The following is a 14,646-nucleotide window of genomic DNA, read 5'->3' as shown; positions in this document are numbered from 1 at the left end:
GTCTGGCGGAAAGTGCAGGTACCCACGCTCCTTGCATTTGGCATATTCGGCCTGCCAGATGGTGTTACTGGCGTCGTTACGCGCCCACTGAACGCACCCGGAGAGGAAACGTGCGGGAATGATCATTAAAAATCAGTATGTTTTCATTATATCCCTATTCGCTTGTTTATAATCAAGCGCGACGTGTTTCTGATTAAGATGATTCTTTCCTTTAGCGCCGATGATAAAAATGGCGTATCGCACCGCTGCGGGTATCACGTTGTCAGCGTGATGCTGGCAGACGCGTCGTTATCATTACCGGCGGACATAACTGCACGGGAAAACGCTGGCGTGGTGGCCGATAACGTCCGGCATTATAGGAAAAATAAACGATTAGGAAAAATAACGGAGATTTATATTATTGTGTCGATGCGCTATAGCGTAATTAATATCGTGAATTTTAGATTAATGCATAATTATGGCTAGGATAATTCTATTTGAATGCAAATAAATTGCGAGGCTTGTTCTTAACAATACCCAAGGCGAACGTTTGACGTTTAATTTTCCGGGCGTCAAGGATTGCTGTGATAGTCTGGCGGACGAGGGTGGCAGTCCGGTTGCAGCCGTTAGATATGTCGGTTTGCATCGTTGTGCGTCTGGCCGGTAATCTAGGCGTTGCTTCAGGACGCTGTGGGGATTAATCTTATTTTTTGCCAAGCTGCGGGATGCTAGATGCAGGCCGGGATTATCTTGTTACTATTGGGGCCTGTTTTTTTAAGGAGTTCAGGATGAAGCGTTACGCTGCGTTACTTATTTCCTCTGTGTTATTGTCCGGTTGCGCTACCCAGGCGGTACCGCCGCAGCAGGCTAAATCTCCGCCGCCAAGCCGGCTGATGCTTTATCAAAACCTGCCGACCACACCGTATGCCACGGTCGTTGTGGTGCGTGATAGCGGCATGCTGGCCGGCTCCTGCCGTACCGGTGTTTATGTTGACGGCGAATTCGCCGCGTCGCTGGCGACGAAAGAGAAGGCGGAATTTCGTATGCCGGTAGGCAATCACGTGGTCAGCATTGGCCAGGATATGATTGAGAGCCATCTGTGCATCTGGCGCGAGACCGCCGGGCAGCAGCCGATGACCCTGCGCGCCGGGGACGTGCGTTACCTGCGAATTGGCGGCGACATGCAGAGCGGCTTTACCCTGAAGCCCGGGCGCGGCTAAATCGTTCAGGCCGGTGCAGCGCCGGCCTGCTTCCTGCGTAGCTTACTGGCGGTAGGCGTGTTTGATTTGCTGCAGGCTGTTTTTAAACACTTCTGCCTGCGTCGGGTCTTCGAGCTGATCAATAAAGCGCTCCAGATTGATAATGACTTTGCCCGCATCAGCCTGACCAATCGATTTCAGTATCAGCGTTAATGTGGCTTTCAGGCAGGCAACTTCGGTTGCCAGAGTCTCTGGATTTGCGGACGTAGTGAAATCGATGTTGCTCATTTTATCTCCTGTTCTCTGCGGCTATAGCCGTAAAAAGGTGCGTATGTGCGCTGCGCCGGCGCCCGCATCATCCAGGCGTCGCGCCGCTTTCTGCTGGCGAGTATAACATAAACTGCAGTGGGGCCAGCAGCCTCGTCGACTGATGAATATTAATGGTATTTATTATACTTGGCAGTTATTGCGCGTTGGTGAATAGGTATGTTGAATTAAGTCTGCAACATTGCATTACGCATATTTTTAAAGGATTAATAAGCACTTTATGTGCATGTTTCTGCGAGCTGATTGGCGGGTGCTATCGTAAATAATACGGCTTTGCTGATACATATAGCGACAGGCAATGATTTTAGGCCTAAAGTGATAACGTTGCAGTCAGGCATGTGCTATTATCGCGCCGTGATTTTAAAGAGTTAATTCTCGGCGAAAAGGATGTTATTATTACGCCTGGTTATGATTGCTCGCGTTGATTTTTACTCAGGCGGGGTGTTTACTGCACCCTTGTTTTGTCTGCGACCCCTCGATCAGGTATATGCGCAGTCGGATTTTTATCCGCCCGCAACGTCGCAAGCTCGCGTCGTCAGGTGTGAAAATACGAAAAATTAGGCCTGTTCCGCAGAGTTTATCGGGTATACATATTAATCTGTATTCATTCTTTGTTGAAAAACAAGTAATATCTGTCGCAATAACAGAGACTGATTGCGTTACTCCCCTATTTTTTGGAGATTGTTCCTTGATTAGCGTTCTTCTTGTTGATGACCACGAACTGGTGCGCGCAGGGATACGACGCATTCTTGAAGATATCAAAGGCATAAAGGTTGTCGGTGAGGTCCAGTGCGGTGAGGATGCCGTAAAGTGGTGTCGCAACAATGTAGTCGATATCGTGCTGATGGACATGAATATGCCGGGTATCGGGGGGCTGGAAGCCACCCGTAAGATTGTGCGTTATGCACCCGACATTAAAGTCATCATGTTGACTATCCACACAGAAAATCCTTTACCTGCGAAAGTGATGCAGGCGGGGGCCGCCGGCTATCTGAGCAAAGGAGCCGCACCGCAGGAAGTGGTGAACGCCATACGTTCTGTGCATGCCGGGCAGCGCTATATCGCCTCCGACATTGCCCAGCAGATGGCGTTAAGCCAGCTTGAGCCGGAAGCCGAAACGCCGTTCAGCTGCCTTTCTGACCGTGAACTGCAGATTATGTTAATGATTACCAAAGGAAAGAAGGTTAACGAAATTTCCGAGCAGTTGAACCTCAGTCCCAAAACGGTAAACAGCTACCGCTACCGGATGTTCAGCAAGCTGAACATCAGCGGCGATGTGGAGTTAACTCACCTGGCTATCAGACATGGATTGTTCAATGCGGAGACGTTGTTAAGCGGTGAATGATCGTTTTGATGCTAAAGCATTTCTTAAGACCGTAACCAGCCAGCCCGGCGTCTATCGTATGTATGACGCCGGCGGCACGGTTATCTATGTTGGTAAGGCAAAAGACCTGAAAAAACGCCTCGCAAGCTATTTCCGGGCGCAGGTCGGCAGCCGTAAAACCGAAACTCTGGTTAAAAATATCGCGCAAATAGACGTTACTGTTACGCATACCGAAACAGAAGCGTTGTTACTGGAACATAACTACATCAAATTATATCAGCCGCGATATAATGTTCTTTTGCGTGATGATAAATCTTATCCGCTGATTTTTCTGAGCGCCGATACGCATCCACGGCTTGCTATTCACCGCGGCGCCAAACATGCCAAGGGCGAATATTTCGGCCCGTTCCCCAACTCTTATGCCGTGCGCGAAACATTGGCGCTGCTGCAGAAGCTGTTTCCTGTCCGCCAGTGTGAAAATAGCGTTTACCGTAACCGCTCGCGTCCCTGTCTGCAGTATCAGATTGGCCGCTGCCTTGGTCCCTGCGTCGCCGGTCTGGTGAGCGAAAACGAGTACCGACAGCAGGTTGACTATGTGCGGCTGTTTTTATCCGGCAAGGATCAGCAAGTGTTGCATCAGCTGATTGAGCGCATGGAAAACGCCAGCAAAGCGCTGAATTTCGAAGAGGCCGCGCGGGTGCGCGATCAGATCCAGGCGGTGCGCCGCGTGACGGAACGGCAGTTTGTTTCCGGCCACGGTGACGATATGGATGTGATCGGCGTCGCCTTTGAGGCCGGCATGGCCTGCCTGCACGTGCTGTTTATCCGGCAGGGTCAGGTGCTTGGCAGCCGCAGTTATTTCCCCAAAGTGCCGGGCGATACCGACATTAGCGAAGTGGTGCAGACCTTTGTCGGCCAGTTTTATCTGCAGGGCAGCCAGTCGCGTACCTTGCCAACGGAGATCCTGCTGGACTTTACGCTGCCGGAAAAAGATCTGTTGGCAGCGTCGCTGTCCGAGGTAGCGGGGCGCAAGATCCATATTCAGAGCAAGCCGCGCGGCGACCGCGCACGTTACCTTAAGCTGGCACGTACCAATGCGGCGACGGCGTTAACCAGTAAACTGTCTCAGCAGTCGACGATTCATCAGCGTCTGACGGAACTGGCGAGGGTTCTGCAGATGGATAACATTACCCGGATGGAATGTTTTGATATCAGCCATACGATGGGTGAACAGACCGTCGCTTCCTGTGTGGTTTTTGATGAGAACGGTCCGCTGCGTTCCGAATATCGTCGCTATAACATCACGGGCATTACGCCGGGGGATGATTACGCGGCGATGGCGCAGGTGTTGCGACGCCGTTATGGCAAGGCGCTGGAAGAGAAAAAAATTCCTGACGTGATCTTTATCGACGGCGGCAAAGGGCAACTCGGCATGGCGCGAGAGGTGTTTGATTCGCTGGATGTGGCATGGGATAAAAGCAAACCGCGGCTGATTGGCATTGCCAAAGGCGCCGATCGTAAAGCCGGCCTGGAAACACTGTTCTTTGTGCCTGAAGGCGAAGGGATCTCGCTGCCGGCGGATTCTCCGGCGCTGCATGTGATTCAGCATATCCGCGATGATTCTCACAATCATGCCATCACCGGCCACCGCCAGAAGCGCGCCAAGGTTAAAAATACCAGCGCACTGGAGCTGATTGAGGGGGTGGGGCCGAAACGACGACAAACGCTGCTGAAATTTATGGGCGGCCTGCAACCGTTGATGAACGCCAGCGTTGAGGAAATTGCAAAAGTGCCGGGTATTTCACAAGCATTGGCAGAAAAGATCTATAATGCATTGAAACACTGAAGGCAATGTAGCAACATACTCTTAATTCCACTCCAGCCAGATAGTTACCGTAGCATTATGCAATTGAATATACCGACTTGGCTCACCCTGTTTCGCGTAGTTCTGATCCCATTCTTTGTACTGGCATTTTATCTGCCGTTCAACTGGGCCCCGATGGTTTGCGCCATTATTTTTGTGTTTGCTGCGGTAACCGACTGGTTTGACGGCTTTTTAGCCCGACGCTGGAAGCAAACTACCCGCTTTGGTGCCTTCCTTGATCCGGTGGCCGACAAGGTGATGGTCGCCATGGCGCTGGTGCTGGTGGCGGAACACTATCACGCCTGGTGGATTACGCTGCCGGCGGCGACGATGATTGCGCGTGAAATCATTATTTCTTCGCTGCGCGAGTGGATGGCGGAAATTGGCAAGCGCAGCAGCGTAGCGGTCTCCTGGATCGGCAAAGTGAAAACCAGCGCACAGATGTTGTCGCTGGTGGGGCTGTTATGGCGCCCTGACCGTAGCGTTGAGTATGCGGCTATCGGTCTGCTGTACATCGCGGCGGTGCTGACTTTCTGGTCAATGTTCCAATATTTGAACGCTGCGCGTAACGATTTGCTGGAACCGTGATCGATTCGATGCAAAAATCGGCAAACGGCCGTGGTGGGTGAACAATTTTGTTGACTCATCACGTCAGGTAAGTAGAATGCATCGCATCAGACGGCAGCGATGATTTGCAGAAAGTTAGCAAAAAAATCAGTAAGTTCTGATGATGCGGGAATAGCTCAGTTGGTAGAGCGCAACCTTGCCAAGGTTGAGGTCGCGAGTTCGAGCCTCGTTTCCCGCTCCAAATTTTAGACGGTTGGTTATTGCCAGCTTTCAGCCTGAAAAGGCAAACAGAATACGGCGCGTTAACAAAGCGGTTATGTAGCGGATTGCAAATCCGTCTAGTCCGGTTCGACTCCGGAACGCGCCTCCAACTTTCCCGAGCCCGGGTGGTGAAATCGGTAGACACAAGGGATTTAAAATCCCTCGGCTTATGGCTGTGCGGGTTCAAGTCCCGCCCCGGGTACCATGGGAAAATATACTGAATAATCAAAGCAATAAAGCAGTGTCGTAAGCCGCCGTAAGGCGGTTTTTTTGTGCCAAAAATCGACTTTCCTAATATCATTCCTAATATGATTTTTAGTTTATGTACTAAAAATGCATAAATCACTGACCGCCGACAACAGGGACAATCTGCGTTTTGCGATCATAGCGCGCCGTTTGCGTAATGGTTTTGTGGCCGGAGATGGCCTGTTTTTCCATGAGCGAACCCTCGAGGTCTGATATGCCTTTGGCCTTGAGATCGTGAAAAGTGAAGTCGAAACTGATATCAGGAAATTGCTCGGCGGCTTTATCCTTGGCTTTTTGCCAGCGGCTATTAAATCCGTCGCGGGTATAGCGGTGACCGCGTTGCTGGTGCAGTACGAACATACTGATCATGCCATCTTTCAGCGGCAGCGACTCAGCTAACTCTATGGCGGCCCTTAACCGCTCTGTCCACGCTTTGATTTGTTTTTTCCCAGTTTTACCCTGCCGGATAAAAATTCCTTCCGGCAATATTTGTGCTTTCGTTAGCGCCAGAATATCGCCTTGCCGGGCGCAGCATAGATAGGCTACTTCCATGGCGGCTTGTATGAGCGGTGGTGCCACGACATACAGTGCATCATATTCCCGATCAGTTATATAGCGTTCCCGAGCTTCCTCCTTAAACTGCCTCACTCCTTTGCATGGGTTCATTTTTACTATCCCGCGCTCGTACGCCCAGCCAAACACGCGCGACATGAAAGTTTTTTCCCTGTTTGCCTGGGTGGGGGCTGTCACTCCTCGTTTATCCATGTATTTTCGAATGTGTTGAGGTTTCACTGCATCAGGATCCATTTTTCCAAAAACAGAGATTATCTTTTTTGAATATTTTCGGTAATCGTTTTTGGTTTCTTTGCCGAGGCGACAAAAATCCGCCGAGTCAAAAAAGTCAGCAATAAGTCCTGCAAGATTACCCTTCTCTTGAATGCCTCTACATGCTGCTTCGTATCGAGCCCAAACGAGCGAAAGCGGAGCATCGAGCGGACAAAGAGAAATCGAGCCCCCACAGGCGGGGTGGTATTCATATTGTGATTTTCCCGGATAAACGCGGGTAGGGAGATTGAGTCCTGCTGACTTGGTTCTTTTTCTGGCCATAATTAGATAGCATCAAAATTTGGTTCATTGTTATCTCCGCTAATTGCTGCATTACGTACCGATAGCGGGTTGTTTAAGCTGTACCACGTGGTAGACGGGTAGCCGTCTTTATCCGTGACATAGAGGATCCCGCACTTATCCAATACTGCGCGTTGTTTTGATGGCAGTTTGTAACCCGTCATTCGTTCAACTTCTTCGCGAGTCAAAAATGAATTTTCATTGTTAGCCATAACTCACCTCGGTCACAGGTTTATGATAACGATCAACATTCGTTAAAACTGATGTTCAAAAATCATTTAGCGTAGGAATTAAGTTCAGTCCCCGTGTCACGATCCCGGGCTTCAGCAATCCTTTTTTCGCAGCCTTTCTGGCTTTTGTATATCCCATGTCTTTGACCAATCGCCGACAATCGAATTCGCGGCAAAGAGCCGGCGCGTCGCCGTGAATGGTACAGCTGTCGGCGCCCAGATAAATGCAGGACCGATCGGGGTTGTGCGCCAGCATCACAATACCTTTCTCTGCCAGTTCCGGGATATAATGGGGGAAGGTCTGATAACGGCTTGTATCATCCCCGAGTTCCAGGTGGATGCTGATTGCATTCCCCCGACAACACAGGGTGCAGCCATCGCATGGGACGAAAACATTTTTCATCGTACTATTCCTCCGTGTTATGCCGCGCTTTGCGGCGTCGTGCCTTTTTCTTTGGTTTAAGAGTGGGTGGCATTACCTGTGGCCGAGCCGGCGGAAGTTCGAACCGCTTTTCACTGATGCGTCGCTGGCTGTTCATTTTCCAGTTCAGCCATGCGGTCCAGTCGCACCCGTCATCGTAGACGCGCAGTGTTTTCACCAGCTCTTCAACGAGCGGTTCATTTTCGTCATTGATAAACTCGTCGTTCTCGCTCACCAGTTCCCCCTGTAACCTGATCCGATACCGTTGCGGCCGGGAGTATGCCCCACATGAAACATGCCGCAGAAGGGGCAGCGATATGGTTGCAACTGCCCCTGATGACCATGGCGCTGATGCAGCAACCGGATTTCTTTCATGGCGCAGCCAAAATCTTTATGGCGCCGCTTTCCTTCACACTGTTTGCGCCGCAGCCGGCGCTTGCTGGCCATCATCACTCTTCCTGCATGCGGAGCACGCTGCTGGCCAGAGTGGTCGCCATGACGGGAAGATCGTCATACGCTCCGTAGCAGGCGGGATTTGCACACAACCCCTGGAGGGCGGCGAGAGTCAGCTGCTGTTTGTAGGTGAGAAGGGGTGATGGTGCCACGGGGTGTTCGGCCGATGAAGCTGCATCGATATCCTGGCTCACGGCGTCCGGAGCTTGCTTGGTATCGCAATGTTCTTCAGGCTGCGCCATTGACTCAGTCAGTTGCTGTTCGCTGGTCAGCACCGAGGGTTCGGTTTTATCGGCATGGATCTGATAGGTTGCAGTATCGCCTTCGGTGAGGGTTACATCGGTCTCTGTGGCTGGTCTGCTTTTCGCATCAACATTTTCATAGATCGTTTTTGGATCATCGGTGAGGGCGTCCAGCCAATCGGTGATTGCCTTGTGGAACTCGGGCCACTGCGCCGCTTCTTTTACCGAACTGTTTAGGTGGATGATAAGTTCGGTCTGGCGAAACGGAAGCAACGTGAGGGCGCGTGGCACGCGGCGGATCGCGTCATACAATTCTCGGGTGCGGCTTCTTTCGTCATCATTGATAAAATCGATGACCTGGCTATATTGCGAGTCTGTAATCCTTTGTGCCGGGCCGCATATGGCGAGGCAGGCAGCGCGTTCATCCTGGCCAAGGTTTCTTACCCATTTCATGATGACAGGGGGAGCGTCTGTTGCCGCCGTGGCGTCTGCCGGCAGAGGGAGCGGTTCGCCGGATGTTTTATCCCAGGTGGCTGCGGTGATAAAAAAATCGTCACAGAATTTGTTAAAAGGAGGGCGGGGAAGCCCCGGGCGATCTTCCCAGACCTTTGCATCAAAATAATACTCTGCATGCTCCGAATAACATTTTATAAATTCGGCTTCCGTGAGGATCACCGCGGTTTTTTTATTGGGTGCTTCAACGGCAATGGCAAGATCTTTCAGTTGGAATTTTTTTGCTGCGCCTTTTTGCGGGAATTTTGCAACGCCATATTTTTTCATATATCCTCCAAATATCACCTATCCTTCTGGGTTTAATTGACTGGTATTACAAATTATTAAATTAAGTGTGTAGAAAGCCCTGCTGGTTAAGGCATTAATTGATCGAGTTGCGAGGTTTTATACGTTCTTGCTGTGAATTATTGAGTCAACCTCATAACATTCACCATTTATTTTTTGGCTGTCTCGCGCCTGAATACATTCGTATTGTGTGTCATAAATATCGATGACAGCATCTGCAGGCTCACCATTGATGGGCATTCGAACGACGAGCGCCCAGGTAAGAATAAAACCGGCCAGATATTTCATATCTACCTTTCCTGGTATTGAGGCCATAAAGGCATCCGATAACCTTATCAAGGTCGCCGGGGTATTGAGTGGCGACTTTTACTTTATGCATAGCCTGGAGCCACAGTTCAGCATTTCCGAGGAACCTGGCGATAGCCAGTTCTCCGCAGGCCACGTCATAAAGATACTGATTAATCATCATTCTCTCCTTTGCGTCCTGAAAAAGCTGGCGGTTACCGCGGACAAAACGGAGAAATAGCGGGCCGCCAGAACGAGGTATTGCATGTTTACTATTAAATTTGCCTGTCGTTCACCTGAATCAGCCTCCATCAAACTAAGCTTCGCTGGAAAGGTTGCTGCTTGGTTTGCTGGCGACCTTCCGAAGCCTTAATCATATTATTCTGCGAATCATCCCGTTCTTCGCGTGTCTCGGGCGCCCTGTCTGTTCGCTTGATTACCCTTTAACGCCGGGCCGGCGGAACTTTTTTGCTGAGTAATCACTGCGGGGTGATTGCTTGGTGTGATTGAACATAACTAAAGGTAGTGCGCTGGTCAATTCATTTTATAACAAAAGTTAGTTTCCAGGTTCAAGAAAAGAGCAACCTATTGATTGCTCTAGTTATTTTTTAAAATTATTTTTGTTGCTGCTGCTTTCTGACTTTAAGCATCTCTTCAAACAGACTATTAAAATTCTTCACCCTTGCTTCTAACTGCATGATTTGAGCTTCTTTTTCGGATTCTGGCAAGGAATTAAAAAGCCTGAGTACCTTCTTTTCCTGCTCGCTTAGTTCGACTGGCAGATCGCTTGCTGGTGTCGGCTGCTGCTCTTCATCCCCGAATAATAACCATGTTGGTGAGCACTTCAGAGCCTGGCTGAGGGCGAAAAGTGTTGCCCCCTTCGGTTCTGTCTGCCCGCTTTCCCATTTGAATACACTCACACTGGACTTGCTAACCAAGTTAGCAAGCCGTTGCTGAGTCAGGCCCAGCTCTTTTCTCCGCGCAGAAAGGCGGTCACCCAAAGTCTCTATTTTCATATCCATAATATAAGTTAACTTGACATAACTTTGGTTAGTATTTAACTTACTAACTGTTGTTATAGGAGATGAGCATGCACACAACAGCGGTCATTAAATTTTTTGGTTCAAAATCAGCGGCTGCTCGAGCCTTGAAAATTTCTCAAGCAGCCGTAACTCGATGGGGAGAACTTGTCCCCGAAAAACGAGCTGTTCGTATCGAGCGTATTACGGGCGGGGCGCTTAAATACGATCCCGCTATTTACGACCAGCATAAAGACAAGCACAGAAAGGGATCTGACTGATGGAAATCAAAATGCTGGCGCTCGAACTGGAGCAGTGGGCTCGGGAGAGGGGCTGGAAGACGGTGACCCGTTTGATTACTTCTCATCACGGAGACGAGCTGCTGGAAAGCCTTGAGGCTATTGCTGGTGCAGATGAGTTCGCCCGTCGTCTGCATAACAACACACAGATTTTGCAGCGCGCGTTCCGCTCCGACACACCGCATTACCGCCGGCAGGCAGAGCGACTGAGTCATGCCGTTCGCGCAGCCATCGATGCGGAGCAAAAGAAACGACAGGAAGCCCACCAGCTGGTGGCGGTGGCCAATCGTGAGTGCATAGAGGCCACCAGCGCGGCACTTCTGTGCAAACCGCCGGAAGTTATTCGCCGCGAAACCATCGAGGCGATTGAGTCACTGACTGCGGTACTCGATGCATTTTCACACTCGGAGCATCGTGCCGCCTGAATGTTGGGCGTGGAGGGGAAACATGCTGAGTAAAGACTACCTGCAGAAGCAGATCATAAAAATTTTATCGTCCGAATACAGCGCTGCGGAGTCCGCTATTGCGGCACGGTACGCCATAGATTTTCTGGATACGGCGCCGACCGCCACGGTGGAAATGGTGATCGCCAGGGCTAAGTGGTATGCGAAACACAATCATCTGCCGGAGGCGCCGAAAAGAACAGCGCCAATAGTGAAAGCCCGGTTGCCGGCACGGGGCATCAATCGTTAAGCGCTGTTTCATGGGGTAATTGTAGCGAATCTGGAGGTCGCCATGTGCTCTTCTCAGGAATTGATGGAACGCTGGAAAAATGCGGTAGCGGGTAGGGTTCCTGCAGCTGTGCCGGGGCGGGGTTTTGTATCAATTTCTGGGATGAGATACCGCGATGACCGCGGGCGCCTGGTGACGGTAGTGAGAGATTCCCGCTTACGGGTGGTATTCCGCCGTGAAGGATATGGTGGAACCTGTGAGATAGGTCGAAGAGAGTTTGAACGCAAGTTTACAGTAGTAGGGGTAAAGCCGTGAATTTACATACTGATCCCATGAATTTTTGGTGCGGCACCATGATGGATGCCGCAGAAGGTTACACGAAACGGATCTGCAATTTTTTGCCGGTTGCATGTGCAAACTTTTTCAATGTGGCGAACGATGGCCCGCTCTGGCCAGAGGCTAAATTGCCTTCCATGCGAGTGATTGCCGTGGCCTTGGTTCCCATACGTTCTGCGACCTGTGCTTGGGTTAGCCCGGCATTTTTACGCGCAGCGAGCATTTCATCAAGCAGGGCGAACTCCTCTTCGATGGCATCGTACTCTGCTTTAAATGCTGGATCCTCCATCCATTTTGCGACCATTTCGTTATGCGTCATTGTTGGTGGGGTGCGTTTACCAGTCATGCTTTACCTCCTTCATTCTGGTTTCAGCCTTCTTACGTTCAGCGCTCGGTGTCTTCTGCGTTTTCTTGATGAAGCTGTGCAGCATAACGATGCGTTTCCCTGCGAGAGTGCAGTAAAACACACGGGCTATACCATCACTGCCTTTGATTCGAAGTTCAAAAAGCCTATCACCGAAAGGGCTGGTGTGCGGTTCACCAAGATTACTACCGTAGATCTCCATGCGTTCAATGAGGTGCTTGTACCTAACTCGCATACTCATCGGCAGCTGGTCTACCTCAAGCCTGACGTCTTCGCTGTAGTACTCAATAGTGTAGGTCATGGCTCGGAATATAACAAAATTGTTATGTTTTCGCAAGTGCTTGATCATCAGAGTGCCGGGCGTTATAGTCCCTGTGCAGCGGCAAAATCCGCTGCCGGGATTGGCGTCCCGGTATTCACACGAGCGCACAACCGCGCTAAAGCGGTTTTTTTGTGCGCGGCACAGCTACATCTCTCAATGGTGGGGCGTGCAGGGCAGCCGCAAGGCTGGCCGGGTTCTCGTGTGACCGGTTACGCCAACCCTGTACGTCTCACCACCAGTGTGATTGGCGTCTCCGGTGGTGAGTTAAACAACTTATCACACGAGGCTGTCATCATGACTACTATCCCTGCCCAAACTCAACCTGAAATCACCATCGTCGATGGTCACGCCGTTACCACGTCTATCGCTGTTGCTAAATATTTTGGCAAGCAGCACCAGCACGTTACCCAGAAAATTGAAAACCTGGAATGCTCAGAACGTTTTTTAACCAGCAACTTTTCGCTGGTTCCCTATGAGCACAACGGCAATACCTACAAACTGTACCAAATCACCCGAGACGGTTTTGCTTTTCTGGCAATGGGCTTTACTGGCAAGCGCGCCGCCATTTTCAAAGAGCACTACATCAACGCCTTCAACGCGATGGAGGCAAAACTCTCTGCGGGTGCGCCTGCATTTCCTGAACGTATCGAATTACTCATCACCCTGGAGAACGGGGTGATCGTCGACTCACGGCCGGTACAGAAGGGCGAGGTTGTTGCCAGTCTGGACACTTTTATCGAGCTGACAGAGCGGCGGGGTTATCTGGTGATCCATCCTGACGATCTGAAATCACTTTCTCTTGGCCACAAGAAACGGGAGGGCTAATCGTGAGTTTGCTCCTTACCTCACGTCCCATAGTGGTGATTTCTGAGTTGGCGATGCGCGTAGGCCTCAATGAGGCCATGCTGCTTCAGCAGATCCACTACTGGGCCACAGAGACGACATCAGGCATTGAACATGATGGTCGTTGCTGGGTATACAACACGATCGCTGAGTGGATGGAGCAATTCCCATTCCTCTCTGAATCGTCGATTAAGCGTGCATTTGCATCGCTGAAAGCTCAAGGAATCATCTATGTCGAGAAGCTATCGAGCGACCCCCGCGATAAGACTAATTTTTACGCGATTAACTACGAACACCGCGCCCTGACTGATGAGGTCAAAATGACCCCATGCAACGGGTCAAATTGCACTGATGCAACGGGTCAATCTGAACCGATGCAGAAGGTCAAAATGACACGCTGCAAGAGGTCAAAACGAGCCGTTCTTCATACAGAGATCACTACAGAGAGTACTTCAAAAGAAAAACCTACCCAAACCCTTCCTGGCGCACTCGACAGCAGGAGTGAGTGGTTTAGGTATTTTTTGGCTGGCTTACTGCGAAACCAATTCCCGGTCACCGATGCTGCCACGCTGCATGACCAAGTCGTTGAGTTTCTGAGCCATCATGGACTGACCTGCCGACGGGAGTACCCAGTGGACGACCGAGGCGATGGCCGAGGTGGGAAGGTTGATATTCTCGTCACCGATGACGCTGGCCACCGCTGCGGAGTCGAGTTGGACTGGAAGAACCCTCGTCGAAAATCAATCACCAAGCTGAATTCCATCGGTGGCGGGCTGGTTGTGCTGCGGGATGTTAATTCTTGCGGTGATTACCTGGACTCCGGTGTTTTGGTCATAGGGGGTTGCAAGGCTGAACCGTTGTCTGGTCAGGCTGGGGAAGTATTGGATTTTCTGAATTCAAAAATCAACGGCAGAACGCCTAAGCGTGCCGATACCCTGCGAGCAATCACTGAACGGCTGGCTGATGGTTACTCCCAAGCTGAGCTGGAACTTGTCGCTGAGCATCGCACGGACCAACTGCTGAACAACCCGAGGCTCGCTCACATGCTGGCACCAAACCGACTGTTCGCTGCTGACGGCTTCGGAGCATATCTGGTTGCCGCCAACGCCTGGCAGAAAAAACGCACTCAGCGGGCTGAGCGGGTCGCTGCGGTGGAGCAACAGCGCCAAAGTCCGCCAACTGGTGAGGTGCCGGCGATTGATTTTGATGATGCGTTCGATCGGTTGTTCGTGGAGGGGCTGCCACCGGCAAATCCGGCAGAGGATCTGGCCTGGCAGCACGTTCAAAAAAACGGGTTCAACAAACCTGGAGATGAACCATCAGCGCGTCGAGAGTGGCGGACAATTCTCACACGTTCGTATGCCAGGTCAGCGAGGGCGGAAGCATGATTCAGCAACGAACATTGAGCATGGATGACGGTATTTGGGTGAGTTTCACGTGGGAGAGTTATCGGAGAAACGTAAGGCACCT

General features: G+C 50.9%; 21 protein-coding genes and 3 tRNA genes. 13 read left to right on the top strand and 11 right to left on the bottom strand.

Annotation, left to right across the window (positions count from 1 at the left end):
- Nucleotides 1-767: 767 nt before the first annotated feature.
- Nucleotides 768-1,199, top strand: a complete 432-nt coding sequence (locus FO014_RS01415) for a hypothetical protein (protein ID WP_160027248.1) — start codon at nucleotides 768-770, stop codon at nucleotides 1,197-1,199.
- Nucleotides 1,200-1,241: 42 nt separating this feature from the next.
- On the opposite strand, the gene FO014_RS01410 is transcribed toward FO014_RS01415, so the two are convergent.
- Nucleotides 1,242-1,466, bottom strand: coding sequence for a DUF2594 family protein (locus FO014_RS01410; protein ID WP_160027246.1), 225 nt, complete (start codon nucleotides 1,464-1,466; stop codon nucleotides 1,242-1,244).
- A 727-nt stretch (nucleotides 1,467-2,193) separates the two neighbouring features.
- On the opposite strand from FO014_RS01410, the gene uvrY reads away from it, so the two are divergent.
- The 6 genes from uvrY (at nucleotide 2,194) to FO014_RS01380 (ending at nucleotide 5,726) form a co-directional block, all read left to right on the top strand.
- Nucleotides 2,194-2,850 (top strand): UvrY/SirA/GacA family response regulator transcription factor, encoded by a 657-nt coding sequence (gene uvrY / locus FO014_RS01405; RefSeq protein WP_054306303.1) that lies wholly within the window; start codon nucleotides 2,194-2,196, stop codon nucleotides 2,848-2,850.
- Nucleotides 2,843-4,675, top strand: coding sequence for an excinuclease ABC subunit UvrC (uvrC, locus tag FO014_RS01400; RefSeq protein ID WP_160027244.1), 1,833 nt, complete (start codon nucleotides 2,843-2,845; stop codon nucleotides 4,673-4,675). Before uvrY ends, uvrC begins: the two co-directional genes overlap by 8 nt.
- Before the next feature lie 57 nt (nucleotides 4,676-4,732).
- On the top strand, nucleotides 4,733-5,281 hold the full coding sequence (gene pgsA / locus FO014_RS01395) for a CDP-diacylglycerol--glycerol-3-phosphate 3-phosphatidyltransferase (RefSeq protein WP_160027242.1): 549 nt from the start codon (nucleotides 4,733-4,735) through the stop codon (nucleotides 5,279-5,281).
- A gap of 144 nt (nucleotides 5,282-5,425) precedes the next feature.
- Nucleotides 5,426-5,501, top strand: a tRNA-Gly gene (locus FO014_RS01390).
- Nucleotides 5,502-5,556: 55 nt separating this feature from the next.
- A tRNA-Cys gene (locus tag FO014_RS01385) sits at nucleotides 5,557-5,630 on the top strand.
- A 10-nt stretch (nucleotides 5,631-5,640) separates the two neighbouring features.
- A tRNA-Leu gene (locus tag FO014_RS01380) sits at nucleotides 5,641-5,726 on the top strand.
- A gap of 137 nt (nucleotides 5,727-5,863) precedes the next feature.
- On the opposite strand, the gene FO014_RS01375 is transcribed toward FO014_RS01380, so the two are convergent.
- From FO014_RS01375 to FO014_RS01340, 8 genes are all read right to left on the bottom strand, one after another.
- A complete protein-coding gene (locus FO014_RS01375; protein WP_160027240.1) occupies nucleotides 5,864-6,874 on the bottom strand; it encodes a tyrosine-type recombinase/integrase in 1,011 nt (336 codons plus the stop codon).
- A 2-nt stretch (nucleotides 6,875-6,876) separates the two neighbouring features.
- Entirely contained in the window at nucleotides 6,877-7,104 is a 228-nt protein-coding gene (locus FO014_RS01370; protein ID WP_160027238.1) for a DUF4224 domain-containing protein, read from the bottom strand.
- 55 nt (nucleotides 7,105-7,159) lie between these two features.
- A complete protein-coding gene (locus tag FO014_RS01365; RefSeq protein ID WP_160027236.1) occupies nucleotides 7,160-7,525 on the bottom strand; it encodes a YkgJ family cysteine cluster protein in 366 nt (121 codons plus the stop codon).
- Between the two features lie 4 nt (nucleotides 7,526-7,529).
- Nucleotides 7,530-7,778 (bottom strand): hypothetical protein, encoded by a 249-nt coding sequence (locus FO014_RS01360; RefSeq protein WP_160027235.1) that lies wholly within the window; start codon nucleotides 7,776-7,778, stop codon nucleotides 7,530-7,532.
- On the bottom strand, nucleotides 7,775-7,993 hold the full coding sequence (locus FO014_RS01355; RefSeq protein WP_246168051.1) for a hypothetical protein: 219 nt from the start codon (nucleotides 7,991-7,993) through the stop codon (nucleotides 7,775-7,777). The genes FO014_RS01360 and FO014_RS01355 overlap by 4 nt, the downstream gene beginning before the upstream one ends.
- Nucleotides 7,993-9,018 (bottom strand): hypothetical protein, encoded by a 1,026-nt coding sequence (locus FO014_RS01350; RefSeq protein WP_160027234.1) that lies wholly within the window; start codon nucleotides 9,016-9,018, stop codon nucleotides 7,993-7,995. The genes FO014_RS01355 and FO014_RS01350 overlap by 1 nt, the downstream gene beginning before the upstream one ends.
- A gap of 117 nt (nucleotides 9,019-9,135) precedes the next feature.
- The gene (locus FO014_RS01345) at nucleotides 9,136-9,324 is read right to left on the bottom strand and encodes a DUF1482 family protein (RefSeq protein WP_160027233.1); all 189 of its coding nucleotides are present in this window, start codon (nucleotides 9,322-9,324) and stop codon (nucleotides 9,136-9,138) included.
- 611 nt (nucleotides 9,325-9,935) lie between these two features.
- Entirely contained in the window at nucleotides 9,936-10,337 is a 402-nt protein-coding gene (locus tag FO014_RS01340) for a helix-turn-helix domain-containing protein (RefSeq protein WP_160031321.1), read from the bottom strand.
- Between the two features lie 74 nt (nucleotides 10,338-10,411).
- Between FO014_RS01340 and FO014_RS01335 the strand changes: the two genes are divergently transcribed.
- The 4 genes from FO014_RS01335 to FO014_RS24190 are packed head-to-tail and all read left to right on the top strand — an operon-like array spanning nucleotide 10,412 to nucleotide 11,626.
- Complete coding sequence (locus tag FO014_RS01335) at nucleotides 10,412-10,621, top strand: Cro/CI family transcriptional regulator (RefSeq protein ID WP_160027232.1); 210 nt, start codon at nucleotides 10,412-10,414, stop codon at nucleotides 10,619-10,621.
- Nucleotides 10,621-11,064, top strand: coding sequence for a toxin YdaT family protein (locus tag FO014_RS01330; RefSeq protein WP_160027231.1), 444 nt, complete (start codon nucleotides 10,621-10,623; stop codon nucleotides 11,062-11,064). Before FO014_RS01335 ends, FO014_RS01330 begins: the two co-directional genes overlap by 1 nt.
- A gap of 22 nt (nucleotides 11,065-11,086) precedes the next feature.
- Nucleotides 11,087-11,332: a hypothetical protein gene (locus tag FO014_RS01325; protein ID WP_160027230.1), complete on the top strand. Its 246-nt coding sequence runs from the start codon at nucleotides 11,087-11,089 to the stop codon at nucleotides 11,330-11,332.
- Nucleotides 11,333-11,374: 42 nt separating this feature from the next.
- Nucleotides 11,375-11,626, top strand: a complete 252-nt coding sequence (locus tag FO014_RS24190; protein ID WP_160027229.1) for a DUF4222 domain-containing protein — start codon at nucleotides 11,375-11,377, stop codon at nucleotides 11,624-11,626.
- 58 nt (nucleotides 11,627-11,684) lie between these two features.
- Here the strand turns inward: FO014_RS24190 and FO014_RS01315 are convergent, their stop codons facing one another.
- Nucleotides 11,685-11,993: a helix-turn-helix domain-containing protein gene (locus FO014_RS01315; RefSeq protein WP_160027228.1), complete on the bottom strand. Its 309-nt coding sequence runs from the start codon at nucleotides 11,991-11,993 to the stop codon at nucleotides 11,685-11,687.
- Nucleotides 11,983-12,213 carry a type II toxin-antitoxin system RelE/ParE family toxin gene (locus FO014_RS01310; RefSeq protein ID WP_246168160.1) on the bottom strand — a complete coding sequence of 77 codons (231 nt, stop codon included), beginning with the start codon at nucleotides 12,211-12,213 and terminating at the stop codon, nucleotides 11,983-11,985. The genes FO014_RS01315 and FO014_RS01310 overlap by 11 nt, the downstream gene beginning before the upstream one ends.
- 123 nt (nucleotides 12,214-12,336) lie before the next feature.
- Here FO014_RS01310 and FO014_RS01305 point away from each other — a divergent pair, with 123 nt between their 5' ends.
- Nucleotides 12,337-13,158, top strand: coding sequence for a Rha family phage regulatory protein (locus tag FO014_RS01305; protein WP_160027227.1), 822 nt, complete (start codon nucleotides 12,337-12,339; stop codon nucleotides 13,156-13,158).
- A gap of 2 nt (nucleotides 13,159-13,160) precedes the next feature.
- Nucleotides 13,161-14,564, top strand: a complete 1,404-nt coding sequence (locus FO014_RS01300; protein WP_160027225.1) for a conserved phage C-terminal domain-containing protein — start codon at nucleotides 13,161-13,163, stop codon at nucleotides 14,562-14,564.
- Nucleotides 14,565-14,646 lie beyond the last annotated feature (82 nt).

This window comes from Serratia rhizosphaerae, assembly GCF_009817885.1.
GTDB lineage: Bacteria > Pseudomonadota > Gammaproteobacteria > Enterobacterales > Enterobacteriaceae > Serratia_B > Serratia_B rhizosphaerae.
The sequence above is the reverse complement of the archived record's forward strand: the minus strand, read 5'-3'. Positions and strand labels throughout refer to the sequence as shown.

Bases quoted from the DNA above. Each gene is read 5' to 3' on its own strand.
- FO014_RS01350 (WP_160027234.1), bottom strand. From the start codon at position 9,018: ATGAAAAAATATGGCGTTGCAAAATTCCCGCAAAAAGGCGCAGCAAAA.
- FO014_RS01325 (WP_160027230.1), top strand. From the start codon at position 11,087: ATGCTGAGTAAAGACTACCTGCAGAAGCAGATCATAAAAATTTTATCG.
- FO014_RS01340 (WP_160031321.1), bottom strand. From the start codon at position 10,337: ATGAAAATAGAGACTTTGGGTGACCGCCTTTCTGCGCGGAGAAAAGAG.
- FO014_RS01310 (WP_246168160.1), bottom strand. From the start codon at position 12,213: ATGGAGATCTACGGTAGTAATCTTGGTGAACCGCACACCAGCCCTTTC.
- FO014_RS01415 (WP_160027248.1), top strand. From the start codon at position 768: ATGAAGCGTTACGCTGCGTTACTTATTTCCTCTGTGTTATTGTCCGGT.
- FO014_RS01375 (WP_160027240.1), bottom strand. From the start codon at position 6,874: ATGGCCAGAAAAAGAACCAAGTCAGCAGGACTCAATCTCCCTACCCGC.
- FO014_RS01410 (WP_160027246.1), bottom strand. From the start codon at position 1,466: ATGAGCAACATCGATTTCACTACGTCCGCAAATCCAGAGACTCTGGCA.
- FO014_RS01365 (WP_160027236.1), bottom strand. From the start codon at position 7,525: ATGAAAAATGTTTTCGTCCCATGCGATGGCTGCACCCTGTGTTGTCGG.
- FO014_RS24190 (WP_160027229.1), top strand. From the start codon at position 11,375: ATGTGCTCTTCTCAGGAATTGATGGAACGCTGGAAAAATGCGGTAGCG.
- FO014_RS01305 (WP_160027227.1), top strand. From the start codon at position 12,337: ATGTTTTCGCAAGTGCTTGATCATCAGAGTGCCGGGCGTTATAGTCCC.
- FO014_RS01315 (WP_160027228.1), bottom strand. From the start codon at position 11,993: ATGACTGGTAAACGCACCCCACCAACAATGACGCATAACGAAATGGTC.
- FO014_RS01345 (WP_160027233.1), bottom strand. From the start codon at position 9,324: ATGAAATATCTGGCCGGTTTTATTCTTACCTGGGCGCTCGTCGTTCGA.
- FO014_RS01355 (WP_246168051.1), bottom strand. From the start codon at position 7,993: ATGATGGCCAGCAAGCGCCGGCTGCGGCGCAAACAGTGTGAAGGAAAG.
- pgsA (WP_160027242.1), top strand. From the start codon at position 4,733: ATGCAATTGAATATACCGACTTGGCTCACCCTGTTTCGCGTAGTTCTG.
- FO014_RS01335 (WP_160027232.1), top strand. From the start codon at position 10,412: ATGCACACAACAGCGGTCATTAAATTTTTTGGTTCAAAATCAGCGGCT.
- FO014_RS01370 (WP_160027238.1), bottom strand. From the start codon at position 7,104: ATGGCTAACAATGAAAATTCATTTTTGACTCGCGAAGAAGTTGAACGA.
- FO014_RS01330 (WP_160027231.1), top strand. From the start codon at position 10,621: ATGGAAATCAAAATGCTGGCGCTCGAACTGGAGCAGTGGGCTCGGGAG.